The organism is Spirochaetota bacterium (assembly GCA_017999915.1).
Taxonomy (GTDB): Bacteria; Spirochaetota; UBA4802; order UBA4802; family UBA5550; genus RBG-16-49-21.
In genome coordinates this window covers 239,895-260,751 of the sequence record JAGNKX010000004.1, presented here as the reverse complement: position 1 = coordinate 260,751, position 20,857 = coordinate 239,895, and the positions used below count along the sequence as shown (strand labels likewise).

The following is a 20,857-nucleotide window of genomic DNA, read 5'->3' as shown; positions in this document are numbered from 1 at the left end:
ATCATCGAGCCTACGAAGCTAAAAAAAGGGCCACCACTGCCAACGGCACTTTAATGTCAATGCCGTCGAGCTTTGAGAAGAACGACGTATCCTTCCCGGTCATAGACGCAAGCACGGCATACGTTTTATGTATGCCCTCCCGGTCCTTGTACCGGTCCATGGATATGATCCCCGCGCCATTCGGCCGCTTGATCGTTATCCTTTCACAACCGGCCGTATCAGCCTTTGCGAAAGTATATGTCAGCACTTCGCCGTCTTCCTCAACGATAAGCCGGCCGCGCCGTACCGCATTCAGGATCTTTGCCTTCTGGCCATTGAATGACGACCGGTCCTCTTCGGTCATGTTCTCCGTGTCGTTGTCGATCTCCCAGGCTTCACAGAGCCGGTTGAATTCCAGCTCTGCGGTTTCGTTGTCAATCTTGCTCATAATTACTCCTATTGTTTCTTCAGCTTGCCGGGGCCTTCGAGCGAGATGTCCATTAGGCCGGTCTTGCTCGCACGTTCAGCCTTGTCGGTGACTATGCCCTGTCCGAAATACACGGATCCGTCCGCGAATGTTGCCGAAACGTCAACGAACTCACCGGCATCCCGTATATCCTGGAGGAACTCCTGATCCCCCCGGTCATCGTCAATCTGGACACTGAGACCGGCCAGCTTCCAGGGAACCTTCTCCTGAATAACCCTTCCGGTATCGTCCCCATTGAGTTCTATCTTCGGGGCTGCGCCTCCGAGATCGCGAGCGACATCCGCGTCAGCCGCCACCGAGAAGGTACGCCCTTTAATCGATACGCTTTCAACTGGACCTGCTTTTACTGTCATGGCCTACCTCCTTATGCCACTTGCCCGAAATAGAACCCGAATAACAGATCGGTGCTCACAATCTCGGTATTTCCGCTGATCTTAACCGGGAACGTCGTGTCGAGACGTTTCGGATTCTGAGAGTTAATCGACGCCGTCATATTGTCCTGCGTGTATTCAAAGTCTGCAAGGATCGCATGAAGGGCGAGATTATATGCCAGGTTCCCGAGCGCGGTCTTCGCATCCTTCGGCTTCTTTGCGTCCTTATTTATCGTTGGTGTGCTGTCCGGAAGGAGCGGGGCCCCCTTCCATTCGTTCGACTCGAATATCAGCCGGATGTTATAGACGATGTTTTGGAGCTTGACGATATCGCAGACATACCGGTATCCGGGATCGGCCTCGCCGTCGGGGTGGTACATCGTAATCGTGTCATTGAGCTCAATCTCACCGTCGACGATGACCGAGGTTGAAGATCCCTTGAGAACCGACTGATTGCGCTGTGTGTAGGTCTCCTGTGATGAATCCGCGCCGGCGCTCAGGCCCGTGAGCCTCCCGCAATAGTTCCTCGCCGGGTTATTCTGTGCTACCGGGGCGATCCGCGCCACTCCTCGGGCGGCGACAACAAAAGGAAGTTCACGGCTTCCCGGCGCCACGATAAGGGCGTTGATGCGATCTGTTTTTCTGCTATCGGTAACGGCGGTCCTGGTTGCCAGCACAGCGGTACATCCTGACGCGGCCCAGCAGGGTTTCTTCTCCAGCTCACCCCATCGGCCCTCACCATACGTTGACAATTTATCCAGTGTGGTGGTGTCGTTGTAGTTCAGCAGGTTCAGGATTATTGTCTCCCATACCGGCCCGATGAGATCAAGGGCGTCATCGATATCAGGATTAACGGCCCCGCCGGTCGGCTGCGTGACTGTGAACGTGAAATCGACTCCGGTTTGCTCAATCTCGATATAAATATCGTTACCGGTTACACCGTCCCATTTCGCGGTCAGGGGAAGCGATCCACCGCTCACAGTCCCGGTTATCACCGGCATTTCGAGCACGGCGTCGATCGCGGACTTGATATTACCGAGAGTTGTTGCGGGCGGTTCGGCGTCGGCTACTACAATCTCGGCAGTCTGGATCTTGTTAACAAGAACCTTCAAGGTCCCCTGTCCGGCCTGCGTTCCGGTCGCTGCTATTGACCCTGCGGCCGGCACACCGGTCCCGGCGTCAACAAGCGGGTACACGGTCACAGGGATCGACCCTATTCCGTCACCGTTGCGCGGGAAAAGCTGACGCGCTGCGAGATGGAGGGGCGACCCATACCCATATTTTGCCGCGACTTCGGCGGCGGATGTGACCTCTGTTTTCTCGGTTGAATATACCTTTGCCGAATTGCCCTGGCCGATAAGAGCCACGCGCTGAGGCAAAAACATAACGCGCCCGACCTCGAAGTGCTTGAACGCTACATCGACGCCTATGACGCGGCTTATTGCGCTTTGATCTATACCCATTATAGGGCCTCCTTATTCTGTGTAATCATAGTCTGTTCTAAAAAGAACTTTTCCGTCAGAATTGATACATTGCGCCGACATGAGTTCGAGCTCCTCCGGTTCCGCTTGCGGAGAGAATTCATAATATTGCACCTTGAGCTGCAGCCGGGCAACCATGACATGCTCCGCCGGTCGGTCGTTTATCTGGGGCTGAAACATGGCGATGTTTTGTATCTCGCGGGAAAGCACAACGCCTCTCATCCCAAGATAGGTATATGACCCGGCCATGAGAATGTTACGAACAAGCCTGATGATCCTCTGTGCTTCCTTCGCCGCGAGTTCGTCCGCGTGTTGAAATGTTTCACCTTCGGCCTTCCGGTGTGTCATTGCCGCGACGCAGTCGACTGTGAACGTGCCCTCCATGAGTTGCTGTTCAATATTGTTCGATCCTGCCGCGTTCGATGAAGCTGAATCGAAAAATACATTAACCAACGGCGTGTCCGCGACGATCTTCCCCTCTGAATCCTCAACAAGTTCCCAGGGAGATGAACGCTCGGCATATACGTCAAAATTCCATAGATCCGGGTCTTGACCGTCGGCCGCGGCAAGCACTTTCTGATTTTCTTTCTCGACGGCAAGAATGGCTGCAATCTCATCCCGAACGATTTCAAAATTGTCTTTCTTGTCGATGAGTTCAAGAATATTAGCCAACGTTCACGACCCCCACGGTTATTTTAACCACACCGACCGTTCGATCAACCAGGGCTTCCTCGACCGCAAAGGTCCAGGGATTCCCCGCTATGTCGGTCGACTCAATCATCCATCCTTTCTTGTCCGGTATGTCAGCGCCAATTCTGATGAGTGTGGATAAGCGGAAATTGACTTCGGCAGTACGCCCCCGGACACCTACACCGGAACCGGGATCAATGAAGAACCCGATGTCCGTTGTCTGCGCCTTGAGTTTGCCGTCGGTTCCGTACCTGGTCCCATCTCCATCGATGAGTATGACCGGTACGCCGTTGGCTTCCAGGGTATGCTCAAGATCTCTTTCCGCTATCTCGAGTAGGTTCATTCTACAGTTCCTTCAGGGCCGCTTCGACTTCTGCGATCTCGTCCTCGATCTGACATTTTTCATCGTCAGTCGCCGCGTCCCTCAGGGCCTTCTTCAGCTCGGAGAGCTTTTCTTTGAGCTCTTTCTTGCCGGGAGCGGGAGGAGTGGGGTTCTCTGCCTGCTCCTCGTCCACATCGATCTTTTTTGCGAATCCATCCTTGACGAGCTGGTCAAGATGGGCTTCGGCAGCGTCCCTGCCGAGCTTTAGATCGGACGCTTCGATCACCGCTCCCGCATGGGCTATCCCGCGATGAGTGGTGATGGATATTCCGGTCAGGAGTTCATATTTTTTCATATCCCCTCCTAGCTCGCGGTATTGGTGTTAATAACGCACCAGCCGTCGATCTGGGTCGGAACGCAGAGCGGGGCCGAGCGGACTCCGACCTTCAGACATGTCCTTTCATCATCAGTGAACGCATAAGGCAGGAAATCGCCGCGAACGTTCGCTGGGTAGCGGTCTATCCCGAGGGCCTGCAACTGGGCATCCTTCCTGTTTACAAGTTCGGGGATACCTGCATAGATCAGGCGAAGATCAATTGCATTCGACATCGGAAGAATAAGAACTTTGTCTGTCGGGATATACGGCTGCTTGGTGCCTTCATTCGAGAGACCGTAGCCGGTCGGGACATCGTAATATTGCGGATACGTCCACGCCTGGAGCCTGAACGATCCGGCGACAAACTCACCATGGAACACGGCGCCGTTAGCGTTTGCAACGGGCATCGTGATCTTTCCGAGTTCAGCGTTGAGGATGTTGAGACTTCCGTCAGCCTTAATCCGTGCAAGGAAGTTCGCCCATGCGGTATCGCCGAAAATGGCAACCGTGGATTCAACAAGTCCATCTTTTCTGTTGAGCTGGCATGCATCCTTTATGTTTGTTATGGGCGCAGCGCTCGTGTTGCTCCATACCGTGCCGACCGGCAGACTGTGGGTGGCTTTCATCTTGTAGTCGATGGTGTCGCCATTGATCAGAGGCACTGTCCCAGTTACGAATATATTTGCAGCCTGCCATTCGATGGCACGCATGATCATTTCCTGCACCTCGACCTGGTCGTCGGTAATGGTCGCGATAATCTGTGCGAGATAATCAGGATTGTCATATTCGGTTCCGCCGGGCAGGCGCTCGTTGAGCTCTTCCTCGAAGTACGAATTATACAGGTCGTACAGAGGCGGGGTATATTCCTTGGTGGTGAACCGTTTGTTGGACACCAGGAGACCGCCGGTGCCGCGTACTACGTCAACGGCAATCTGTTCTTTCTGCCGTTTGATATCAATGACCGCCTTCCGGCTGCGAAAGATGTCGCGATCCGTGGTCTTAAACCACGATGAGAGAAACATGGTGGGCGCTTTCTTTTGTTTGAACGCCGCGAGCATTGTTTTTTTAGCTGCCATTATAGGCCTCCTTATGAATTGTCTTGTTCGTCGATATCGGCATCGCTGCGGACGATGATGCCGTACCCCCGTAGCTGGGTCCTGAACGTATCGGACGCGCCCGAAGGAAGAGTGTCGATCGTGTCGGTTCCATCGAAGGTAAGATCATCAACACGGACTTCTCCGCCGATCAGAATCCTGACGCGCTTATCGCCCGCCGATCCCCAGGTTCTGGATTCAGCCATAATGGCCTTTGCGTTTGCCTGCGCGGAGGCACCGGATTTCGAAAGGTTATACTTTTTCGTGCTCGCTTTGAACGCGAGTACCTGGCCCGCGGGAACGGTAATCGCGGCGCTTGCGGTCAGGGTGGCGAATTCGTATTTCGGATTCATCACCGTTATTTTTTCACTGGTGTTTTGGGTGATTTCGGGATTTGCCATGATTAGTTACCTCCCGATTTTTTGGAAAACTTCATCGTGTCCGCGAGGAGCTTATCCTCGGCTTCTTTCTCGTCCTTTGTTTCGGGCGTTTTGGTATCGGGCGGGTTGTCTCCCTTCCGATCGTTAATGTCCGTTTTGCTCTGCGAGGCTTTCACGTATTCGCTCATGTGAGCCATGGTAAAATCCTCACCCTTCGCTATCGCTTCGGCAACACGCTTCGGATCGGCATCGAGCCAATTCATGTGAGCCTTGACGCGCTCGCGTTCTTTCTGTTCACCCGCCTGCATAATTGCGTTATACAGGTCGGGGTGTTCAGCTTTGAGTTGTTCCGGTGTCATTGCTGACCTCCTGTTGTTATTATTACCCACACCTGCGGCGGGGGTTTGTTCTTCTTGTTTGCCCGGCAAATTGAGCAATGCCGCGGCCTTTTTCATGTCGTCCTTCCGTCCTTCCTCTGCTTTCATTTTTGCAGTGCATTCGATGAACTTCATCTTGGCGAGGGCGAGGGCTTCATTCTTCTCACCGGCGTTTTCGGTCTTGATAACTTCATGGGCGAAGCCCTCGGACGCAATCTCGTCGCCCCAGTAATACGATTCAGCATCCATGAGCTTTCTGACGGCTTTGACATCCTTCCCGGATTTTGCGGCGTAGTCTTTCGCGAGGTGCGAGGCCATGGCGTCGAAATATTTTGAGGCCTCATCGAATGATCGGTAATCTCCGACAGCGATTCCTGAAGGATTGTGGATCATGAGAACGGCGTTCGATTCAGCGGTCCTCTTCTGGCCGGCCATGAATATAGACGCTCCCATGGAAGCGGCATATCCGACGATGTGGGTGTCAACGCGGCCCTGGTAGCCATTCAAAAGGCCGATGATTTCGAGTCCGTCATACACATAGCCGCCGGGAGAGGTGATATCGACTCGGATATCTTCCCCGCCGGCGTCGGCGAGCTGCTGGCGTACATCACGCGGCATAACATTCCATCCGATCTCACCGATAATGTTGATGATTTTCATATCCCTTTCTCCCCTTCAATATTGTCCTCGATATCAGTCAGGCGCTGATCGATCCGCTTCATCATGTTCATCATTTTATAATTGATTGCGGCCTCGATCGCCTGGTTATCGGGTGTCGCGGGAACAGTCACCAGGGGCTCCCGGTTGTTGTTCTCTTCGCTCTGGAATGATAAACCCGCTTTCTTCATGGCGTCGATCTCACGCTTCCGGGTAACAAGTATTGACTTATATGATTGACCCGATATTCGGCGGGCAGCCCAGTCCTGGGTGCAGAAACCGTAATCGAGAGCCGATCCGCAGGCGTTGACGTCTTTCTGGATGTCGACGCTCGGGCGGGATATCCCCGTCCAATGGGCGTTGACCCATGCATTAAGTTCTTTCCAGCGGGATAGATCCCGCCATGCGTCGAGGAAACCGGGAGCTTTCCAATTTCCGAGAAGGGCATCCTGGATGTTGAGTTCGATATATATGGGCTGGTAAAAATCCCGGCCATGTTTCCAGGTTCGATATTTCAGATAGACCTCGAATTCATTGTTTGCCTGACGTGATGCGCTAAAATTGTTCTGGAACAAGAGCCGAGTGATCTCGGGCGGGATCTCAAGGGTCCACGAAAAGACGTTGATGATCGTCTCCTCAAAGATTTTAAAATTAACGTTCGGGCGGTTCGTGCTGAAGCTCTCGATCTCTTCACCGTAGGCCATGGTCTGCGGCATGACGCCGGGGATCCACTTCGCCCAATTCCACCGTCGGGGGCCTTCATCGGGTTTGTTTGATGCTCCGGTCTGCTGCCCCTTGCGGATCGCTCCTCCATCAAACGTGCGGCTGCCAGCTCCTGGTTGCGTTTTCTTAACGTACATCGGCAGCATGGCGTTGATGGTCGCCGCCCTGGATTCGGAATCACGGTATCGGTCGAGTTCCTTCAGCATATAGAGGGCGGCCGCGAGGATGGGTTCGCCCCGGAGATCGTCCAGCCGGCGCTCGCTTCCGTAAATCATCCAGGATATGCGGCGCCAGGATTTCTCGCCCCAGCATGGTATCCGCTCGTGAGTCCCGTCGGCCTGGCGGACCCAATACGCGACATGGCGATTCATCGCGTCGAGTTCAATTCCATGCTTGATCGTGTTGCCCAGTCGGGGGGTCTGGCCGAATGGCGTTTGCACATGTCGGCCATCGATGAGGTCTACCGCGGGAAGGCCGGTCGTGGGGTTGATGCGAAGCACTATGATGCAATCACCAGAGAGGAGGGCGGTCATCCGGGCATCGGCCGCGAGCTCACCGAGGGTTTTCTGTTGTTTCCAGTCGCAGAGATAGGGGTCATTCGCCCATAGCGACCAGGATGTTTCGCGTTCAGTCCCGATTTCGACCGCGGTATCCTGGTCGATGCCGACAACCTCGGAGACAATATCCGCTTCGAGGTTGAGGCCGGTATTGATTTCATTTCTTAGGATACGGCGGATGATACCCTTGCAGTACAGGTTCTCACGGAAGAGTTGCATGGACCGCTCACGGAGGGTCCAGTAATCTACATAGTCATAATTTTTAGTGGCCCCAAACGATCCAGGGAACTTGTCGCCGTCGAAAATATCATAGATGATACCGTCGACGTATCCGGTAGGGCGTTGCTTCTGGGTGTTGGATTGTTTTTTGCGGAATGGATTAAATAACAATCATCAGAATCCGGGTCGAACGGTAATTACCGATCGAGTGGTTCCCGTGCGTGCTTCGAGTGTTTCTAAACGGCCATACAATTTATCCAGGTCTCCCTGCATTTCATTAAGGTTGAGCAATGTTACTTTCTGCTTGGTCTGCCCCGTATCAAGATCATACGACGACATACCCTGCGTAGTTAATGCGTCTATCGCCTCCTCGTATGCGATGATTTGTCTTTGAGTTTTATCAATTCTGTCTTCCCAAAATCCCATGCCGGACGATAGGCAGATATTATGTCACTTGTCAAGCAATAATTCATTTTTTCTGAACTTGAATTCATCATGGCCATCATGGCCAACTGGGGATATTCCCCAGTTAAATTATATCATGCTTCCAGAGCTTGCGGAGCTGACTCTTAAAAATGTTATAAAAGTCGTGGGCTGGTTTGCGTGTTGCCGGTTCAAGCCATTCGCGTGGCTCGACATGTACCGGGCCTTCTTTGAGGTAATACAGATTTTCTAGTTCTATCCTGACACTATCGCGGTTTGGTTTTGAGAACCCCTTCACACGAAATATGTTTGATCCGCGCTTGATAAACTTTTTCTTCATGAAACCTGCGGCGGCCATCGCGACAAAGCGGGACCTCCCTGGCATGTGTCGCCCACCGGTGCCGCGGACAAATTTCTTTCTGATTTTTGAGAGATAGACGTCTTTTTGTACAGGCTTGGATGTGCTCTTCCCCATGCGTGCTTGCGGCTGCGGGATTGATTTATATTTTCCCCTGCTCCGGCTCTCGCCCCCGAGTTCCTGCGTCCGCATATATTCCGCATCCTTGGTTGCACCTATGACTGACTGCATCGTCCCGATTGAATTCCCGGATGCTTTGTCATATTGGATATTACGCACGGTATAATTATTGCGGAGAATGAATTTATTTTTTATATTCTGTACCGCATTACGACGGGTGAGAGCAACACATACATTCAGGGTATTCTTGCAGGCAATCACCGCAGCCTTCTCGAAGTCAACAAATCCGCGCTGGAGTTCTTTATCACCTCTTAGCTCGACGTTTATATTCATGGTCTTGTAACCTCCTGATAATAATTGCCGTCCTTCGCATATTGCCAGAAAGCTTCCCAGTTTAATGAATCAAGCTTGAGCATCTCAATGCAGGCATATTCAGCAATAAATTCAAGCCCGGCAAAGTTGTATCCTCTGGCATCAAAAGCATGGTTGTCGGCGCCGGGCTTATGGCGCCATTCAAAACCGAGAAAACGGTTCGTGATTTTGTCGCGCTTCTCGTATTTATTCTCCGTGGTGTATTGGTTGAAGTAGTCGTCTCTCATATCCTCCGGAAAATTCATCCTCCATTCCGGTTGCAGCTCGCCGGTGGTCCAGTCGCGCCTGATCGCCGCGGCTATCCTGTCCTTCATTTTCGTCACATTGATGTCGTAACACATGCACCCGGCCTTTTCAATTGTTTTTTTATTCAGTTCACGAAGAGTCAGCCCGCCGGCGATATAGTCGCGGCCGAATGTCGGGTACACGCCTGATGAATACTGCGAGCAAAACTGATAGATTTGATCCGTTCGGTAGCCGGCATCAATAAACGTGCATCTGATTTTGTAAATTTTCCCATCGTCCGAGATCCACGTCTCGTTCTCGATGATCCGCTCCAATTCACGATAACATTGTGAGATAAGGCTCTCGGTGTCGCCTTCAATAACGCGGAAATCGATCTGGTATGATCTGCCCCCGATACAATAACCATTGATATCAATCATGATGTTGTCGGCGTGGACGTCGCACGAAGCTACAACCACCAGGACCGGGCTCCCGGTTTCGACGATGGCGAGATGGTTCGGTACAGTGTTCTTGGAGTACATCCGGCGGTTAGCGATGATGCGCTCGAATTTCGGAGACTCACCCCGTTCCTCAATAGGCCATCCGCGCTTGGTCTGGTAGAACGTCTTAAACTCCTCAAAGTCCTTTACACGGTTGCGGATCGGGTCCCAGGCCTTCAACCAATCATAGCACATATCCTCCCAGGAATACATCCCCGGCGGCGAATAACACGAATTTATCCAGTAGGAATGTTTGCTCGGCTTCGTCGATTCAGCGGTTGGCTTCCAGAGGCCTTCGGTGAGGATGAGGGCTTTGTCGTGATTCTCCATAACCCCGCCGCACATCTGGCACTTGTACCGCACCGTCGAGGGTATAAGCATGCCGCTTTCGGTAACATCAAAAACAATCCCGGCGGGATCTCCTGTCTTCGTCTGGGCCTCTGCGTAATGCCAGTCGAGGACAATATATTCACCGCAGCACTTACAGGGTACATGAAAATGGCGGCGGTCCCCGGCCATATAGTTTTTATATATTTGGGACGTTTGCATTATCAACGGAGTAGAGAGACGGAGTATTTTACGAATTGAGGCAAAGGCGTTGGTCCGGTTTGTAATTAAACCATCAACATTTCCTTCATCACCTAATTTTTCAGGACACCCATCAAGTTCATCAATCATGGCGACAGGGACGGATATCATCCGAAGCTTCCCTGGATTTCTTGCACCGACCGCTAGGAGAAATCCGCCGGGATATTCCTTTTTATTTTTTGTATCCCCAGTATTCCTCGTCTTTTTGATATTGCTTTGTGAAAAAATGAGGTCGCGGAGTCCGCATGAATCAAGCATGCGTTCGACGCGAAGCTCCATTCCCGTTTCAATCAATCCTTTGTCGGCAGACACATAAAGAATCGGGCGGGGAGCGCAGCCTATAAAATAAGCAATCCCGGATTCAAGAATACCCACGGTTGCGCCGATCTGCGCGGACTTCATAACATCGATTTCATGGCAGGGATCGAGCGGTGAAAACCTATCGACAATTTCTCGAAGATAGGGAGTTCGGTTATAATCATAATATCCAGGGAACGGCGTTAGACCCGGAGGAAGATATCGGACCTGTTCGTTATATTCTGATGGTTTTAAAAATTCCTTGGTATCAGTTATATTCAAAAAGGATGTAGTGAGGTAGTCGATATCACTCACTGTCGTCTGAGTTATCATGCTTGCTCCGTAGGTTCTTGAGATTGCGCTCAATACTCTGTTTCGATTCCCGGATGAGCTTACCGAGCTCTTTTCGCATTTTCTCAGGGAGGGCGATCCGGGCCTTCTTCGGGTCCGCCTGTACTTCGGCAATGAAGGCATCAATGAATGAATCGGGATAGTCAAACAGGCGGGAAGAGAGGACCTCGAGGTATTGGAACACGTGGGAGGTTACGAAATCCTTCGGGATTGTTTCAAGCCGGCGGGCCTGGATCTCGACATCCTTCCGCTGCGCCTCCATGATCTTCGCCAGGATCTCCACGTAGGTTTTCAAATTCATCGGGGCGCCGTACTTCATGACCAGTTCGCGGATTGTCATGTTTTGCAGGCGCTCAGGAAGCCCGGTCAGGGCGGCAAAGTCATCGGGAACAGACGCGGGCCCAGGATCCCTGGAGTCATCGTCTGGATTGGTATTTCCCTCGCGCCCAGGAGCCGCTATAGACTTCCGCTTCTTCGGTTTCTTCGCCTTCACCATCGACGTAAACATGACCGGTGTGAGTCCTCGGGCGAGGAGCCATTGTTTGTTCCGATGATTGTCGAGATCAATGAGGCCGTCATCGCCGCGGACTAGGTTCTGCTTTTTAATTTCCTTGCTGATGTTCTGCCGGTTGCAGCCGGCGACCTCGGCAAGCCGTGAAGCCCTTACTCTCATGGTCGAGATTTCTACACAAATAATCGTAAATTTGTCAATTAATTTTTAGACATGCCTGTCTACCTGTCACCAGCATGGCACACTACGCGTTTCGGGCGCGGCACGGCCGAGTATTGCACGCGGGTAGGGGGGCCGCACAGTACCTTTGATGATGAATAACTGCGTTACATATAGCGCAACGCACTGTATTTTAATATAATCAGCAATGATTGTCATTAATTGTCTATAAACGGTAGGTGTCAGAAAGTCTAATTTCGGGGTCTCTCCCCCCTTATGTATGACATATATTATTTACACACACATATATATACTACACACATTATATATATATCATATCCCCTATAAATAATAATAATATATTATATTATATAAATATATTATATAATAGTGTTTAGAAAAAGACAAAAACAACATGCGTTATGTATGGCTAACAGCATGTTTTATGTCATGTAAATGACATGCTTTTATTTGGTTGCAATAATGTTGCAAGCCGTTACATCTGTAACAAATTTAACAGCGAGGGGGGGGCTAGTGTAGGGTTATTGTATGGTTAATAACATGTGTTTTTAAATATTTATGTTTGAAGCCATTGGACAACATGCCAATTAGCATGTGCATAGAATTGTGCTTGACATGGTATATGGTAGCATGCTAAAAGGCATGGAATTGCATGACAAAAGTACGGTTAATGGAGGGCTGTTTTGAAATCGACAGTGAAAATGAAAAAACATGAATTTCGCCTCACCGATAGACAATTGAACTATATCGATGAAATGTCCACAAAATATGGCATCGGGAAAAACGAAAGCCTCCGAAGGATCATCGATGAACACATAGACCGGGGGGGCGACAAACGGGAACCAGGTGATGACAAAAAGGTTATATTCGGGGAAAAATAGATTGCTATAATCGCCGCTTCCGTTAAATTCTAAATAAAAAAAATGGAGGCGGCATATGAGGTGGGGAGTGTCCATTATGATATTAGGTTTATTGTTTTCATCCTGCGGAGAGTCTAAAAAAAGTGCTGCAGCTGCATATCCATACCGGTTAATTGATCAGAAAAAATCCAAAGAAGGTCCAGTTGATAAGCAGATAAGCACCTATGTTTATTCTGATAAAATCGACTCTGAACAATTAAAATCTTTTTTTATTTCAAAGCAGATTGAGGCGGAAAAGAATTATAATGATATTGATCTTTTGATCGTGATTTTCGATAAAAAAGAAAATGCCTTTATTCCCAGGGATGTTAATTTTGCTGAATTCGGAATGGATGAGAAAAAATCAAAATCGGTAAGGGCATATTATTGTTATAAAAAGATGAATAAATATAGCGAGTGGTACAACTCAGAAACCGAGAAATACGAGAAATTATGACCCATAAAATAATCAAATTCGAGCCCTCTGCAATCGAAAAATTCCAGAAGCTGACTTCCGGGCAATGGTGGGAAATGTTCGGCCGGCAGGGGGCTCATTATTACACTATCAACCATGATAAATATTCCGGCACGTTGTACAACCTGGTGCGGCTGAAGCGTGCTTCGGAATATGTTACCGGGCGCTTTGTCGCCGAGCTCATTGAACAGATCCAGCGCGAAGTCGATGAGTGGAACGATAAATATTACAGGGATGAAAAAAAGACGCCGGAATATACCTCGGCCCGGAAATGGTTTGATGATCATTATGAAGAAACACGGATATCCTGGAAGCAGGCCGGGCGCTATCTCTGGATTTATAAAAATATCGACCCCGAGTTTTCAGGCCTGGGCTATAAAAAGAACTATGATATAAACACCATCCTTCATGATGACAAAGAGATGCAGCGGAAATTCCGTGAGCTCACCAGGGATAATAAGCTGTCTGAAACCGAGGTTCAGGACCGCCTACTTGCATATATTGAGGAGCTTGAGGAAGAAGCCCGCGAGGAAGGCGTTAAAGGGAACGTATTCAACAAGGATTTAAAAGACCGTGTTTTTAAGAAAATCGAGAATATGGCCGATCTGAAAAACAAGAATTCCATAGCAATCAAGGAAATTTCCAGCGCCGGCGCCGAGGTGGTGATCCGCTGCGGGAAGGCCCGAGACGCTGAGCGGATCCGGGACGTCCTTATATCCATGGAAGAGCAGTTAAAATTAAAGGCGTATAAAAAGATATAAGTATTGACTATCTCCGCTACAATTAAAAAATCGGCATAAATAATAAAATTTGGATTTTGACTGGATTGGTACTCCGGTAATAATTCAAACACCAGGCATGACCGACAGCTGCCGGTCTACATGGAGGCCCAGGGCTATGAGGGGCCGCATGGTTGCCGCCTGGTGGATCATGTCGGCCGTACCACCTCGATCCCTGGGCCTCCTTGTGAAGAATAAAGAAGAAGACTTTAGACGCGCCTTTGACGCCGCACCCTCGCTGTCAATGATGTTTAAGTTGATTGATGGGAAATGGATATTTTTACACGCCAATTTCGCCCTCATTAAATTTTCCAATCTTAAAATAACTAAATATATCGGAATGGACATAGACGCCGTATTTTTTAACCGACCCGATCTGGTGGAGATTGCAAAAAAAACATACCGGGAAAAATCAATTACACAGTGCCGGGTTGATTACCATATGCTTACGACAAACGAGGATAAGGTTTTTGATGTTACATTTGTTTATTTTAATGAAACGCATTTTCTTATATACGTCATTGATTTAACATCTGAAATGAAATTTAAAATGCGTGTGGCAAAAGCAATTTATGAAGGTCTGACACTCATGGAGCGTGATGTTTTATATTACATGGTCCGGGGTCATTCTCGGCGAGATATGGCGCATGCCCGTAGGGTATCAAAACAGGCTATTTATGATGCAATAGACAGGATTAGGGAAAAGAGCGAGGGGAATCTCGACCTCATGGTAGAGTATGAAAAGTATCGGCAGAAAAACGTTCCATATTATGTCGGGCCAAAATAGCATGGAATGTCAGAAAAATCTCGTTTTATAGCTTAATTAAAGTTATCAATTGTTAAGTTATTAATCTTGACCGTCTGGTTAACCGCATTAGAATTTGCTTATACAAAAAAATGGGTGGCGGTCATGGATGGAGAAAATATTCAAGGGAGTGAATTACATTTTTTTGGCGTTCGAATACCAAAAAATGTTTTACAAAAATTTCATTATGCGGTATCTCTGTACGGAAGAAATAAACAGCGATGTACAGAGGAAGCTCTGGAAATGTTCAGTAATATAGTAATATCTGAATATCACCAAAGTGGGAATGCAAAATTCCGGTTGAAGGTATAGGAAAAGTAGAGGAAATGTTTAACAAAAGTTATACAAAAGTTTTATAAATGTTAATAAAAAGATATATTTTTGTCTAATGAGACATAATATATCTTATCGGAAGTTCAATGTTAGTGGCAAAAGGCATTGCGTTGTTACATGGCGCAAGTCAGGCCTGCGGCCATGTAATCCTGATAATTGAAATAATGATCAAGGGATTATATATTTGAAAACCTCATAAATTATCCTCGCCTCATTTTGCTGAAGAAGCCGTTGACAACATTGGTAAGCCCTACAAGCATGAGTGCGCTGATGGCAGTATCAATATATTTATGGAACTTGATGCCCGTGCCTGCGAAAAGGCTCAGAAGCTCAACCTTATAGCACAGGAGAAGCGCAAGGAGAACGACAAAGGTATCACGGGTAACCTGAACCGTCCTGTTTTCGGATATGTCCTTCAACGCGGTCAATGAGAATATGGCCATTGCACAGGATTCAATGATAATGGCAATGACAAATAGAATGAATACGTTCTGGATAAGAATTTCAAATTTCATATAGCGCTCCCATCGTGTTTATTATATGTTTCTCCCGTGTTATGGCCCGCCCAAGCCACCATGAGTGCAATATAATTAAAGTGTGCAAAAATAATATAATAAATAAATGGAAATAATTATTTATAATTGAATATATATTAATACAGCGTTAAAAATCAAGCCCATTTTGAATATATTGGAAAAACTGTATTAAATATATATGTCTCATGAGTTTTCCATGTCGCCTATATATTCGTCTTCGGGCAATAGATCATCGAATTCAATGGGCTCCTTGACATCAATCTTATATAACCAGCCGTCACCATAGGGATCGGTGTTGATGATACCAGGGGTTCCCTCCAATAATTGATTTATCTCAGTTATGCGACCCGATACTGGAGACAGGTACTTGAAATAATGCGTGGCTGACTCCAGCAATGCGACCGGTTCTCCCCTCTTTACTTCCGCGTCAATATCGGGAAAATCGATGAATTCTATCGGACCAAGCGTCGCCAGGTATTGCTCTGATACGCCGCACCTGCCGATAAAATCATCTTCCATCTCGATCCATCCATGACTGCGGTCATATCGCCTTTCATCCGGTATTGTTTTCATGATTTATATTCACAGATCCTGTAAGGTATGGCAAGGAAATTTATTGATATAAGAACAATCCCGGGGTTCAGTATATATATCCAGGATCTCCCAGGGTTTTGAACGAAGCGCTGAATATGAATAAATGATGAAAAAAGATTGTTGACTTTTTATTCAAGATAGTATAACATTCACAACAATTCGTTTTTGTTCTTTTTCATGGCGAGATTTTAAAAAAATAAAATTTTGCAGTTAATCCTCCGGATTGTGCAATTATCAGGGGTTATGGATGGGGGATTGGGGATTGTAAGGATCCAGAGACCGTACTTTTTGTTATTTAAAATTTGATTATTCTAGATGACATCAACGCAGATTTCCCCCCCGATTTGTCAGCTTTGTTTCAAGGCAATGCAGATATATCATATTTCACTCGCATATAAAATTATTCCTGCCTGAAGATTCCCGGCGGAATAATTCTTATATATTATTTTTTTGTTTGAGGTGAGGTATGTCTAAACAAATCTACGCGGGTAATCTGTCATATCAGATGTCTGACGACACCCTTCGCGACCTGTTTCAGCAGCATGGCGAAGTCATGTCAGTCAAAATCATCAGATACCCTGACTCCGGCAAATCAAAGGGTTTCGGCTTCATTGAAATGGCCAATGACACGGAGGCGGATGACGCAATTCAGAAGCTGAACGGATCTGAGATCCAGGGACGCAGTATCCGTGTAAATGTTGCAAGGCCTAAAAAGAATGGAGAGTGAGAGCATCCCTGAAATTCAGTATTTACGGAACAATGCGGGTTGTAAAACGGGGTTATGTGAGATCTGTTTTTAATTTCAGTAGAAACATTTTCACTGAATCATTCTTATAGGAATTCACCAGATCGCCGAGCAGGTTGTCGTTCTGGACAATGTGCTTGAGAATGGTGCCGCGCCTTTCGGAAGATAGAGTTGAAAAATCCTCGTCTTCCCGAATAATAAGTCGTGCCTGCTGAAGCGCGGCAAGGCCTTCGTCGACGGAAACGGGGAGAGATCGCTCGATATCACGTCGTATGCGAGCCGACATAGAAGGCGATATGCCGCTGGTGGATACGGCAACGATCAATCCGTTCCTGTTGAACCAGGATGGCATGAAAAATGAGCAGTTGGGCGGATCATCCACGGCATTGATAAGAATATTTTTTGACGATGCCTCCTCGTAGACATTACGGTTGACCGTTTCATCGTTGGTCGCTGAAAAAACAATAAGCGATCCCTCGCAATCTCCATTACGATATATCCTTCTGACAATATCGATTCTCCCGGAATATGATTCAGACAGGCGCGCGATCTCATCATGGATCTCAGGGGCTATTATCCGTACGAAGGCGCCGCATTCAAGGAGGTCCTTCACTTTACGAAGGGCAACGGATCCCCCTCCGATAACGACGGCTTTTTTCCCTTCAATGTTAATCATTACGGGGTACAGTTTCATCTCGCCAGAAGCTCCCTCGGGACGGGATAGGTCTCCCCGGACCTGGCAAGATCGTTTTTCTTGGATTCGTCAAGGCCTATCTCTTCATCGGATAGATAACATTGCGGGTCCGGGCCCCACGGATCGTTATAGGTCCTGAAGGCGCGAACCCTCATGGCGCCGGTGCAAAGGTCGCGGTACTTGCAGAGACGGCACCTGCCCCGGATATGATCCGCCTTGTGCTTGAGGCCCTTCATGAGTTGATCGCTTTCATCCATCCATATGTCGCCGAAATTGCGTTCCCTGACATTGCCGAAGGTGTAATCCTGCCAGAACTGATCGGGGTGGACGTTTCCGAAGAAGTCAATATTGGCGATCCCAACGCCGGTGGAATGGGCGCCACCGCCGTTCCACGCGAGGAGACGATAGACCTCCTCCGCACGGGCATTTCCGGTCTCTCTCAGCTTGAGATACAGGTATACGCCATCGACATGGTTGTCCACGGTAAGTATATTGATATCAAGGCCTCGTTTGAAAAAATCATCGGTGCGCGCCATGATGGTGTCCATGGCGGACCGGGATTCTTCATGGGTAAGGTCGTCCTTGAAGAGGTCCCCTCCCCTGCCTGAATATACAAGATGGTAAAAACAGGCCCGGTTGATTCCTTCCTTCTCGATGAAATCGAAGATACGGTCCAGGTCGGCGAAGTTCCGCCTGGTAAGGGTCAGGCGAAGCCCGACCCGTTGCCCGACGGCAGTGCAATTCTCGAAGCCTTTCATGGCCCGCGAGAAGGCACCCTTCATTCCTCGGAACCTGTCATTGATCTCTTCCATGCCGTCAAGGCTGATGCCCACGTAGACGACGCCGGCGTTCTTGATGTTCTGGGCCGTCTGCCTGTCGATGAGTGTGCCGTTCGTGGATATGACCGGCCTGATGTTCTTGCCCGCAGCGTGCTCGATGAGGGTGAAGATGTCCTTCCTCATGAGTGGCTCTCCGCCTGAAAAAAGGAGCGACGGTATGGCGAAAGCGGCAAGGTCGTTGATGAGGGATTTTCCTTCATCGGTGGAAAGCTCGCCGTCATACTTCATGTTGCAGGAATCGGTATAGCAGTGGACGCAATTGAGGTTGCAGGTCCTGGTGGTGCTCCACACGACAATGGGCCTTCTCTCGCCGGCGAGCTTCACCGGATCATGGGGCCTGTTGCCGTGGCAATCGGGGCCGGCTTCCGTGCCGTACCTGAGTGAATCGCCGGTGGACCTGCCACCGCAGTATAGCTTTCCAATGTCGATCATAGGCCTGCCTGTCTTTCCCATTCCTTGAAGCGCGGCGAAAAATATACAACACGCTCTTTCTTGAATTCCTTCAGCGAATATAGGACCTGATAATCATCGATACCGGATTTTTCCGATAATTCTTCGATCATGTTCCTGAGCTGATCATCTGAACGGGCGTGTATCATGGCAAATAACGGGTATTCCCATTTTCCTGGATAAAGCGTCCGCAGATAGAGATGAGATATAAGGTGCGAATCATGGAATATCTTGACGATTCGCTCGATATCCGAGCCGTCGCCTGGCTTCCAGACCGTCATGGCGTTGGAACGGTATCCTGCTTCACGATGTCGGAGAACCGCCGCGTATCTCCTCAAAATGCCGTCCCGTTTCAAGCGTTGAAAGCATGCCATGAACGACTCCTGGGTGATGGGGCTATTGCTGTCATTGATCAGGATTGCGAAAGGATCCTTGGCAATGGGAAGGTCTTTCTGCAGCAACCGTATCGATTCCTTGTCATCATCGGATAAGGCGATTGTCGCATTGGAGCGCTCATCGCTTTTAGCCCCGGCTGTTCCATGGCCCGGCTGTATCTCGTCGCCTATGGACAGGAGCAGGCCTATCTTCAATAGCTTCTCGTTGCGAAGTATGATATGATCTTTTGCTCCGGATTGACTGGCCAGGACCTGGACTGTACGATCGAGGGAAGCTTCGGATTCGGCGGCCAGGGTGAACCAGATGTTGTAATGATGATCCCTCTGATAATTGTGGCTGACTCCGGGATGCCCGTTTATTACTTCCGCGGCCATTGGAAGGTCCTTTTCATCAACCCTGAGGGCGACCAGGGTGGTCACGAACCCGAGTCGATCGGCGTTGAATATTCCGGCTATGTTCCTGACAACGCCACGTTTTTTCAGGTCCTTTACCGTAGCGAGAAATTGATCCATGGGGATCGATAATTCCTCGGCCAGGGCGGACAGCGGATCGGAAACCAGGGGAAAATCCTTCTGTATCCTGTTCATCACCGCGGTTTCAATGGGCGTGAAATCCATCAACACCTCGACCGCGCCGGGACATAAGCGCAATAGGGTTCGTCTGCCAGATAATCGCCTTTTTCATGATAGGCCCTGGCCCTGCAGCCGGCGCAGAATGTCTTATACTCGCAGAGTCCGCATTTACCGGTAAGATTGTCCAGTTCCCTGAGGGAGAGGAATACGGGGGCCGAATCCCAAATCTCATGGAACGGCTTTTCCCTGACATTGCCCACTGCGATCGGCAGGTATCCGCAGGGCTGAACATCCCCCCGGTGCGAGATGAAGCAAACGCCAGTGCCGGCGAGACAGCCCCTTGTAACCGCTGCCATGCCGTCCGTCTCGAAGGTGAGCTTCCTCCCTTCCTCCTTCGCCCTCTGCCGTATGATCCGGTAATAATGGGGCGCGCAGGTGGCCTTGAGCTCGAGCCTTGTCTCCTTCGATTTATCATAAAACCAGTTAAGCACGCTTTCGTATTTTTCCTTGGAGATCATCTCCGTCTCGGCGATCTCGACGCCGCATCCTACTGGCACCAGCATGAAGATATGGAGCGCCTTTGCACCGGTCTTCTCGGCCAGCTTCATGATATCCTCTATTTCATCGACGTTCCTTCGAGATATGGTCGTGTTTATCTGGAACTCGACCCCGGCGAAACGGAGACGGTCGATACCGGCAAGGGCCCGCTCGAAGGAACCGGGTATTCCGCGGAACCCGTCGTGGGAAGCGGCGTTGCTGCCGTCAAGGGAAATGCTCACCCGCCCTATTCCCGCTTCCCTGATGCTGAGTGCCGTATCATCATCGATAAGCGTGCCATTGCTGGCAAGAGCGGTCTTAAGGCCCTTGTCGGAGGCGTATCGAGCAATGGTGAAAATGTCTTCGCGGTACAGGGGCTCGCCGCCGGTGAGGACCAGGATCGGCCTGTAGTGGGCAGCTATGTCGTCGATCACGGCGGCCACCTCGCTGAAGATCAGTTCGCCTTCGTATCGGATATTCTCGGCTTCAGCCCTGCAGTGAATGCAGTTAAGGTTGCATTCCTTGGTCAATTCCCAGAAAATGAGCCTCGGGACATGGTCCATTT

The 20,857-nt window shown here is 49.4% G+C and carries 23 protein-coding genes; 4 read left to right on the top strand and 19 right to left on the bottom strand.

The window, feature by feature from the left end; all coding sequences use genetic code 11:
* Nucleotides 1-10: 10 nt before the first annotated feature.
* From KA369_08280 to KA369_08220, 13 genes are all read right to left on the bottom strand, one after another.
* Complete coding sequence (locus KA369_08280; protein ID MBP7735954.1) at nt 11-427, bottom strand: hypothetical protein; 417 nt, start codon at nt 425-427, stop codon at nt 11-13.
* Between the two features lie 8 nt (nt 428-435).
* Nucleotides 436-819 (bottom strand): hypothetical protein, encoded by a 384-nt coding sequence (locus KA369_08275; GenBank protein MBP7735953.1) that lies wholly within the window; start codon nt 817-819, stop codon nt 436-438.
* Between the two features lie 11 nt (nt 820-830).
* Entirely contained in the window at nt 831-2,300 is a 1,470-nt protein-coding gene (locus KA369_08270) for a phage tail protein (protein MBP7735952.1), read from the bottom strand.
* 12 nt (nt 2,301-2,312) lie between these two features.
* Nucleotides 2,313-2,990, bottom strand: coding sequence for a hypothetical protein (locus KA369_08265; GenBank protein ID MBP7735951.1), 678 nt, complete (start codon nt 2,988-2,990; stop codon nt 2,313-2,315).
* Nucleotides 2,983-3,351, bottom strand: a complete 369-nt coding sequence (locus KA369_08260; protein MBP7735950.1) for a hypothetical protein — start codon at nt 3,349-3,351, stop codon at nt 2,983-2,985. The genes KA369_08265 and KA369_08260 overlap by 8 nt, the downstream gene beginning before the upstream one ends.
* 1 nt (nt 3,352) lies before the next feature.
* Entirely contained in the window at nt 3,353-3,685 is a 333-nt protein-coding gene (locus tag KA369_08255) for a hypothetical protein (GenBank protein ID MBP7735949.1), read from the bottom strand.
* 8 nt (nt 3,686-3,693) lie between these two features.
* A complete protein-coding gene (locus KA369_08250) occupies nt 3,694-4,782 on the bottom strand; it encodes a major capsid protein (GenBank protein MBP7735948.1) in 1,089 nt (362 codons plus the stop codon).
* A gap of 11 nt (nt 4,783-4,793) precedes the next feature.
* The gene (locus KA369_08245; GenBank protein ID MBP7735947.1) at nt 4,794-5,201 is read right to left on the bottom strand and encodes a hypothetical protein; all 408 of its coding nucleotides are present in this window, start codon (nt 5,199-5,201) and stop codon (nt 4,794-4,796) included.
* Between the two features lie 2 nt (nt 5,202-5,203).
* The gene (locus tag KA369_08240; protein ID MBP7735946.1) at nt 5,204-6,217 is read right to left on the bottom strand and encodes an ATP-dependent Clp protease proteolytic subunit; all 1,014 of its coding nucleotides are present in this window, start codon (nt 6,215-6,217) and stop codon (nt 5,204-5,206) included.
* Nucleotides 6,214-7,884: a phage portal protein gene (locus tag KA369_08235; GenBank protein ID MBP7735945.1), complete on the bottom strand. Its 1,671-nt coding sequence runs from the start codon at nt 7,882-7,884 to the stop codon at nt 6,214-6,216. The genes KA369_08240 and KA369_08235 overlap by 4 nt, the downstream gene beginning before the upstream one ends.
* A 358-nt stretch (nt 7,885-8,242) precedes the next feature.
* The gene (locus KA369_08230) at nt 8,243-8,947 is read right to left on the bottom strand and encodes a hypothetical protein (GenBank protein ID MBP7735944.1); all 705 of its coding nucleotides are present in this window, start codon (nt 8,945-8,947) and stop codon (nt 8,243-8,245) included.
* Nucleotides 8,944-10,929 (bottom strand): phage terminase large subunit family protein, encoded by a 1,986-nt coding sequence (locus KA369_08225; GenBank protein MBP7735943.1) that lies wholly within the window; start codon nt 10,927-10,929, stop codon nt 8,944-8,946. Before KA369_08225 ends, KA369_08230 begins: the two co-directional genes overlap by 4 nt.
* Nucleotides 10,904-11,620 (bottom strand): hypothetical protein, encoded by a 717-nt coding sequence (locus KA369_08220; GenBank protein ID MBP7735942.1) that lies wholly within the window; start codon nt 11,618-11,620, stop codon nt 10,904-10,906. The genes KA369_08225 and KA369_08220 overlap by 26 nt, the downstream gene beginning before the upstream one ends.
* 954 nt (nt 11,621-12,574) lie before the next feature.
* On the opposite strand from KA369_08220, the gene KA369_08215 reads away from it, so the two are divergent.
* From KA369_08215 to KA369_08205, 3 genes are all read left to right on the top strand, one after another.
* Complete coding sequence (locus KA369_08215) at nt 12,575-12,994, top strand: hypothetical protein (protein MBP7735941.1); 420 nt, start codon at nt 12,575-12,577, stop codon at nt 12,992-12,994.
* Nucleotides 12,991-13,773 (top strand): hypothetical protein, encoded by a 783-nt coding sequence (locus KA369_08210; GenBank protein ID MBP7735940.1) that lies wholly within the window; start codon nt 12,991-12,993, stop codon nt 13,771-13,773. Before KA369_08215 ends, KA369_08210 begins: the two co-directional genes overlap by 4 nt.
* A gap of 148 nt (nt 13,774-13,921) precedes the next feature.
* Nucleotides 13,922-14,578, top strand: coding sequence for a hypothetical protein (locus KA369_08205; GenBank protein MBP7735939.1), 657 nt, complete (start codon nt 13,922-13,924; stop codon nt 14,576-14,578).
* 551 nt (nt 14,579-15,129) lie between these two features.
* Here the strand turns inward: KA369_08205 and KA369_08200 are convergent.
* Both KA369_08200 and KA369_08195 read right to left on the bottom strand, forming a co-directional pair.
* A complete protein-coding gene (locus KA369_08200; protein MBP7735938.1) occupies nt 15,130-15,444 on the bottom strand; it encodes a hypothetical protein in 315 nt (104 codons plus the stop codon).
* Between the two features lie 204 nt (nt 15,445-15,648).
* Complete coding sequence (locus tag KA369_08195; protein MBP7735937.1) at nt 15,649-16,038, bottom strand: glycine cleavage system protein H; 390 nt, start codon at nt 16,036-16,038, stop codon at nt 15,649-15,651.
* 487 nt (nt 16,039-16,525) lie between these two features.
* Here KA369_08195 and KA369_08190 point away from each other — a divergent pair, with 487 nt between their 5' ends.
* Nucleotides 16,526-16,786, top strand: coding sequence for an RNA-binding protein (locus KA369_08190; protein ID MBP7735936.1), 261 nt, complete (start codon nt 16,526-16,528; stop codon nt 16,784-16,786).
* A gap of 52 nt (nt 16,787-16,838) precedes the next feature.
* Here KA369_08190 and KA369_08185 read toward each other — a convergent pair whose 3' ends face one another.
* Genes KA369_08185 through ahbD form a run of 4 tightly spaced genes read right to left on the bottom strand, consistent with a single transcriptional unit; the run spans nt 16,839 to nt 20,855 of the window.
* A complete protein-coding gene (locus KA369_08185) occupies nt 16,839-17,498 on the bottom strand; it encodes a bifunctional precorrin-2 dehydrogenase/sirohydrochlorin ferrochelatase (protein MBP7735935.1) in 660 nt (219 codons plus the stop codon).
* Nucleotides 17,495-18,769 (bottom strand): radical SAM protein, encoded by a 1,275-nt coding sequence (locus KA369_08180; protein ID MBP7735934.1) that lies wholly within the window; start codon nt 18,767-18,769, stop codon nt 17,495-17,497. Before KA369_08180 ends, KA369_08185 begins: the two co-directional genes overlap by 4 nt.
* Nucleotides 18,766-19,800 carry an Lrp/AsnC family transcriptional regulator gene (locus KA369_08175; GenBank protein ID MBP7735933.1) on the bottom strand — a complete coding sequence of 345 codons (1,035 nt, stop codon included), beginning with the start codon at nt 19,798-19,800 and terminating at the stop codon, nt 18,766-18,768. The genes KA369_08180 and KA369_08175 overlap by 4 nt, the downstream gene beginning before the upstream one ends.
* Entirely contained in the window at nt 19,800-20,855 is a 1,056-nt protein-coding gene (gene ahbD / locus KA369_08170) for a heme b synthase (protein ID MBP7735932.1), read from the bottom strand. Before ahbD ends, KA369_08175 begins: the two co-directional genes overlap by 1 nt.
* Nucleotides 20,856-20,857 lie beyond the last annotated feature (2 nt).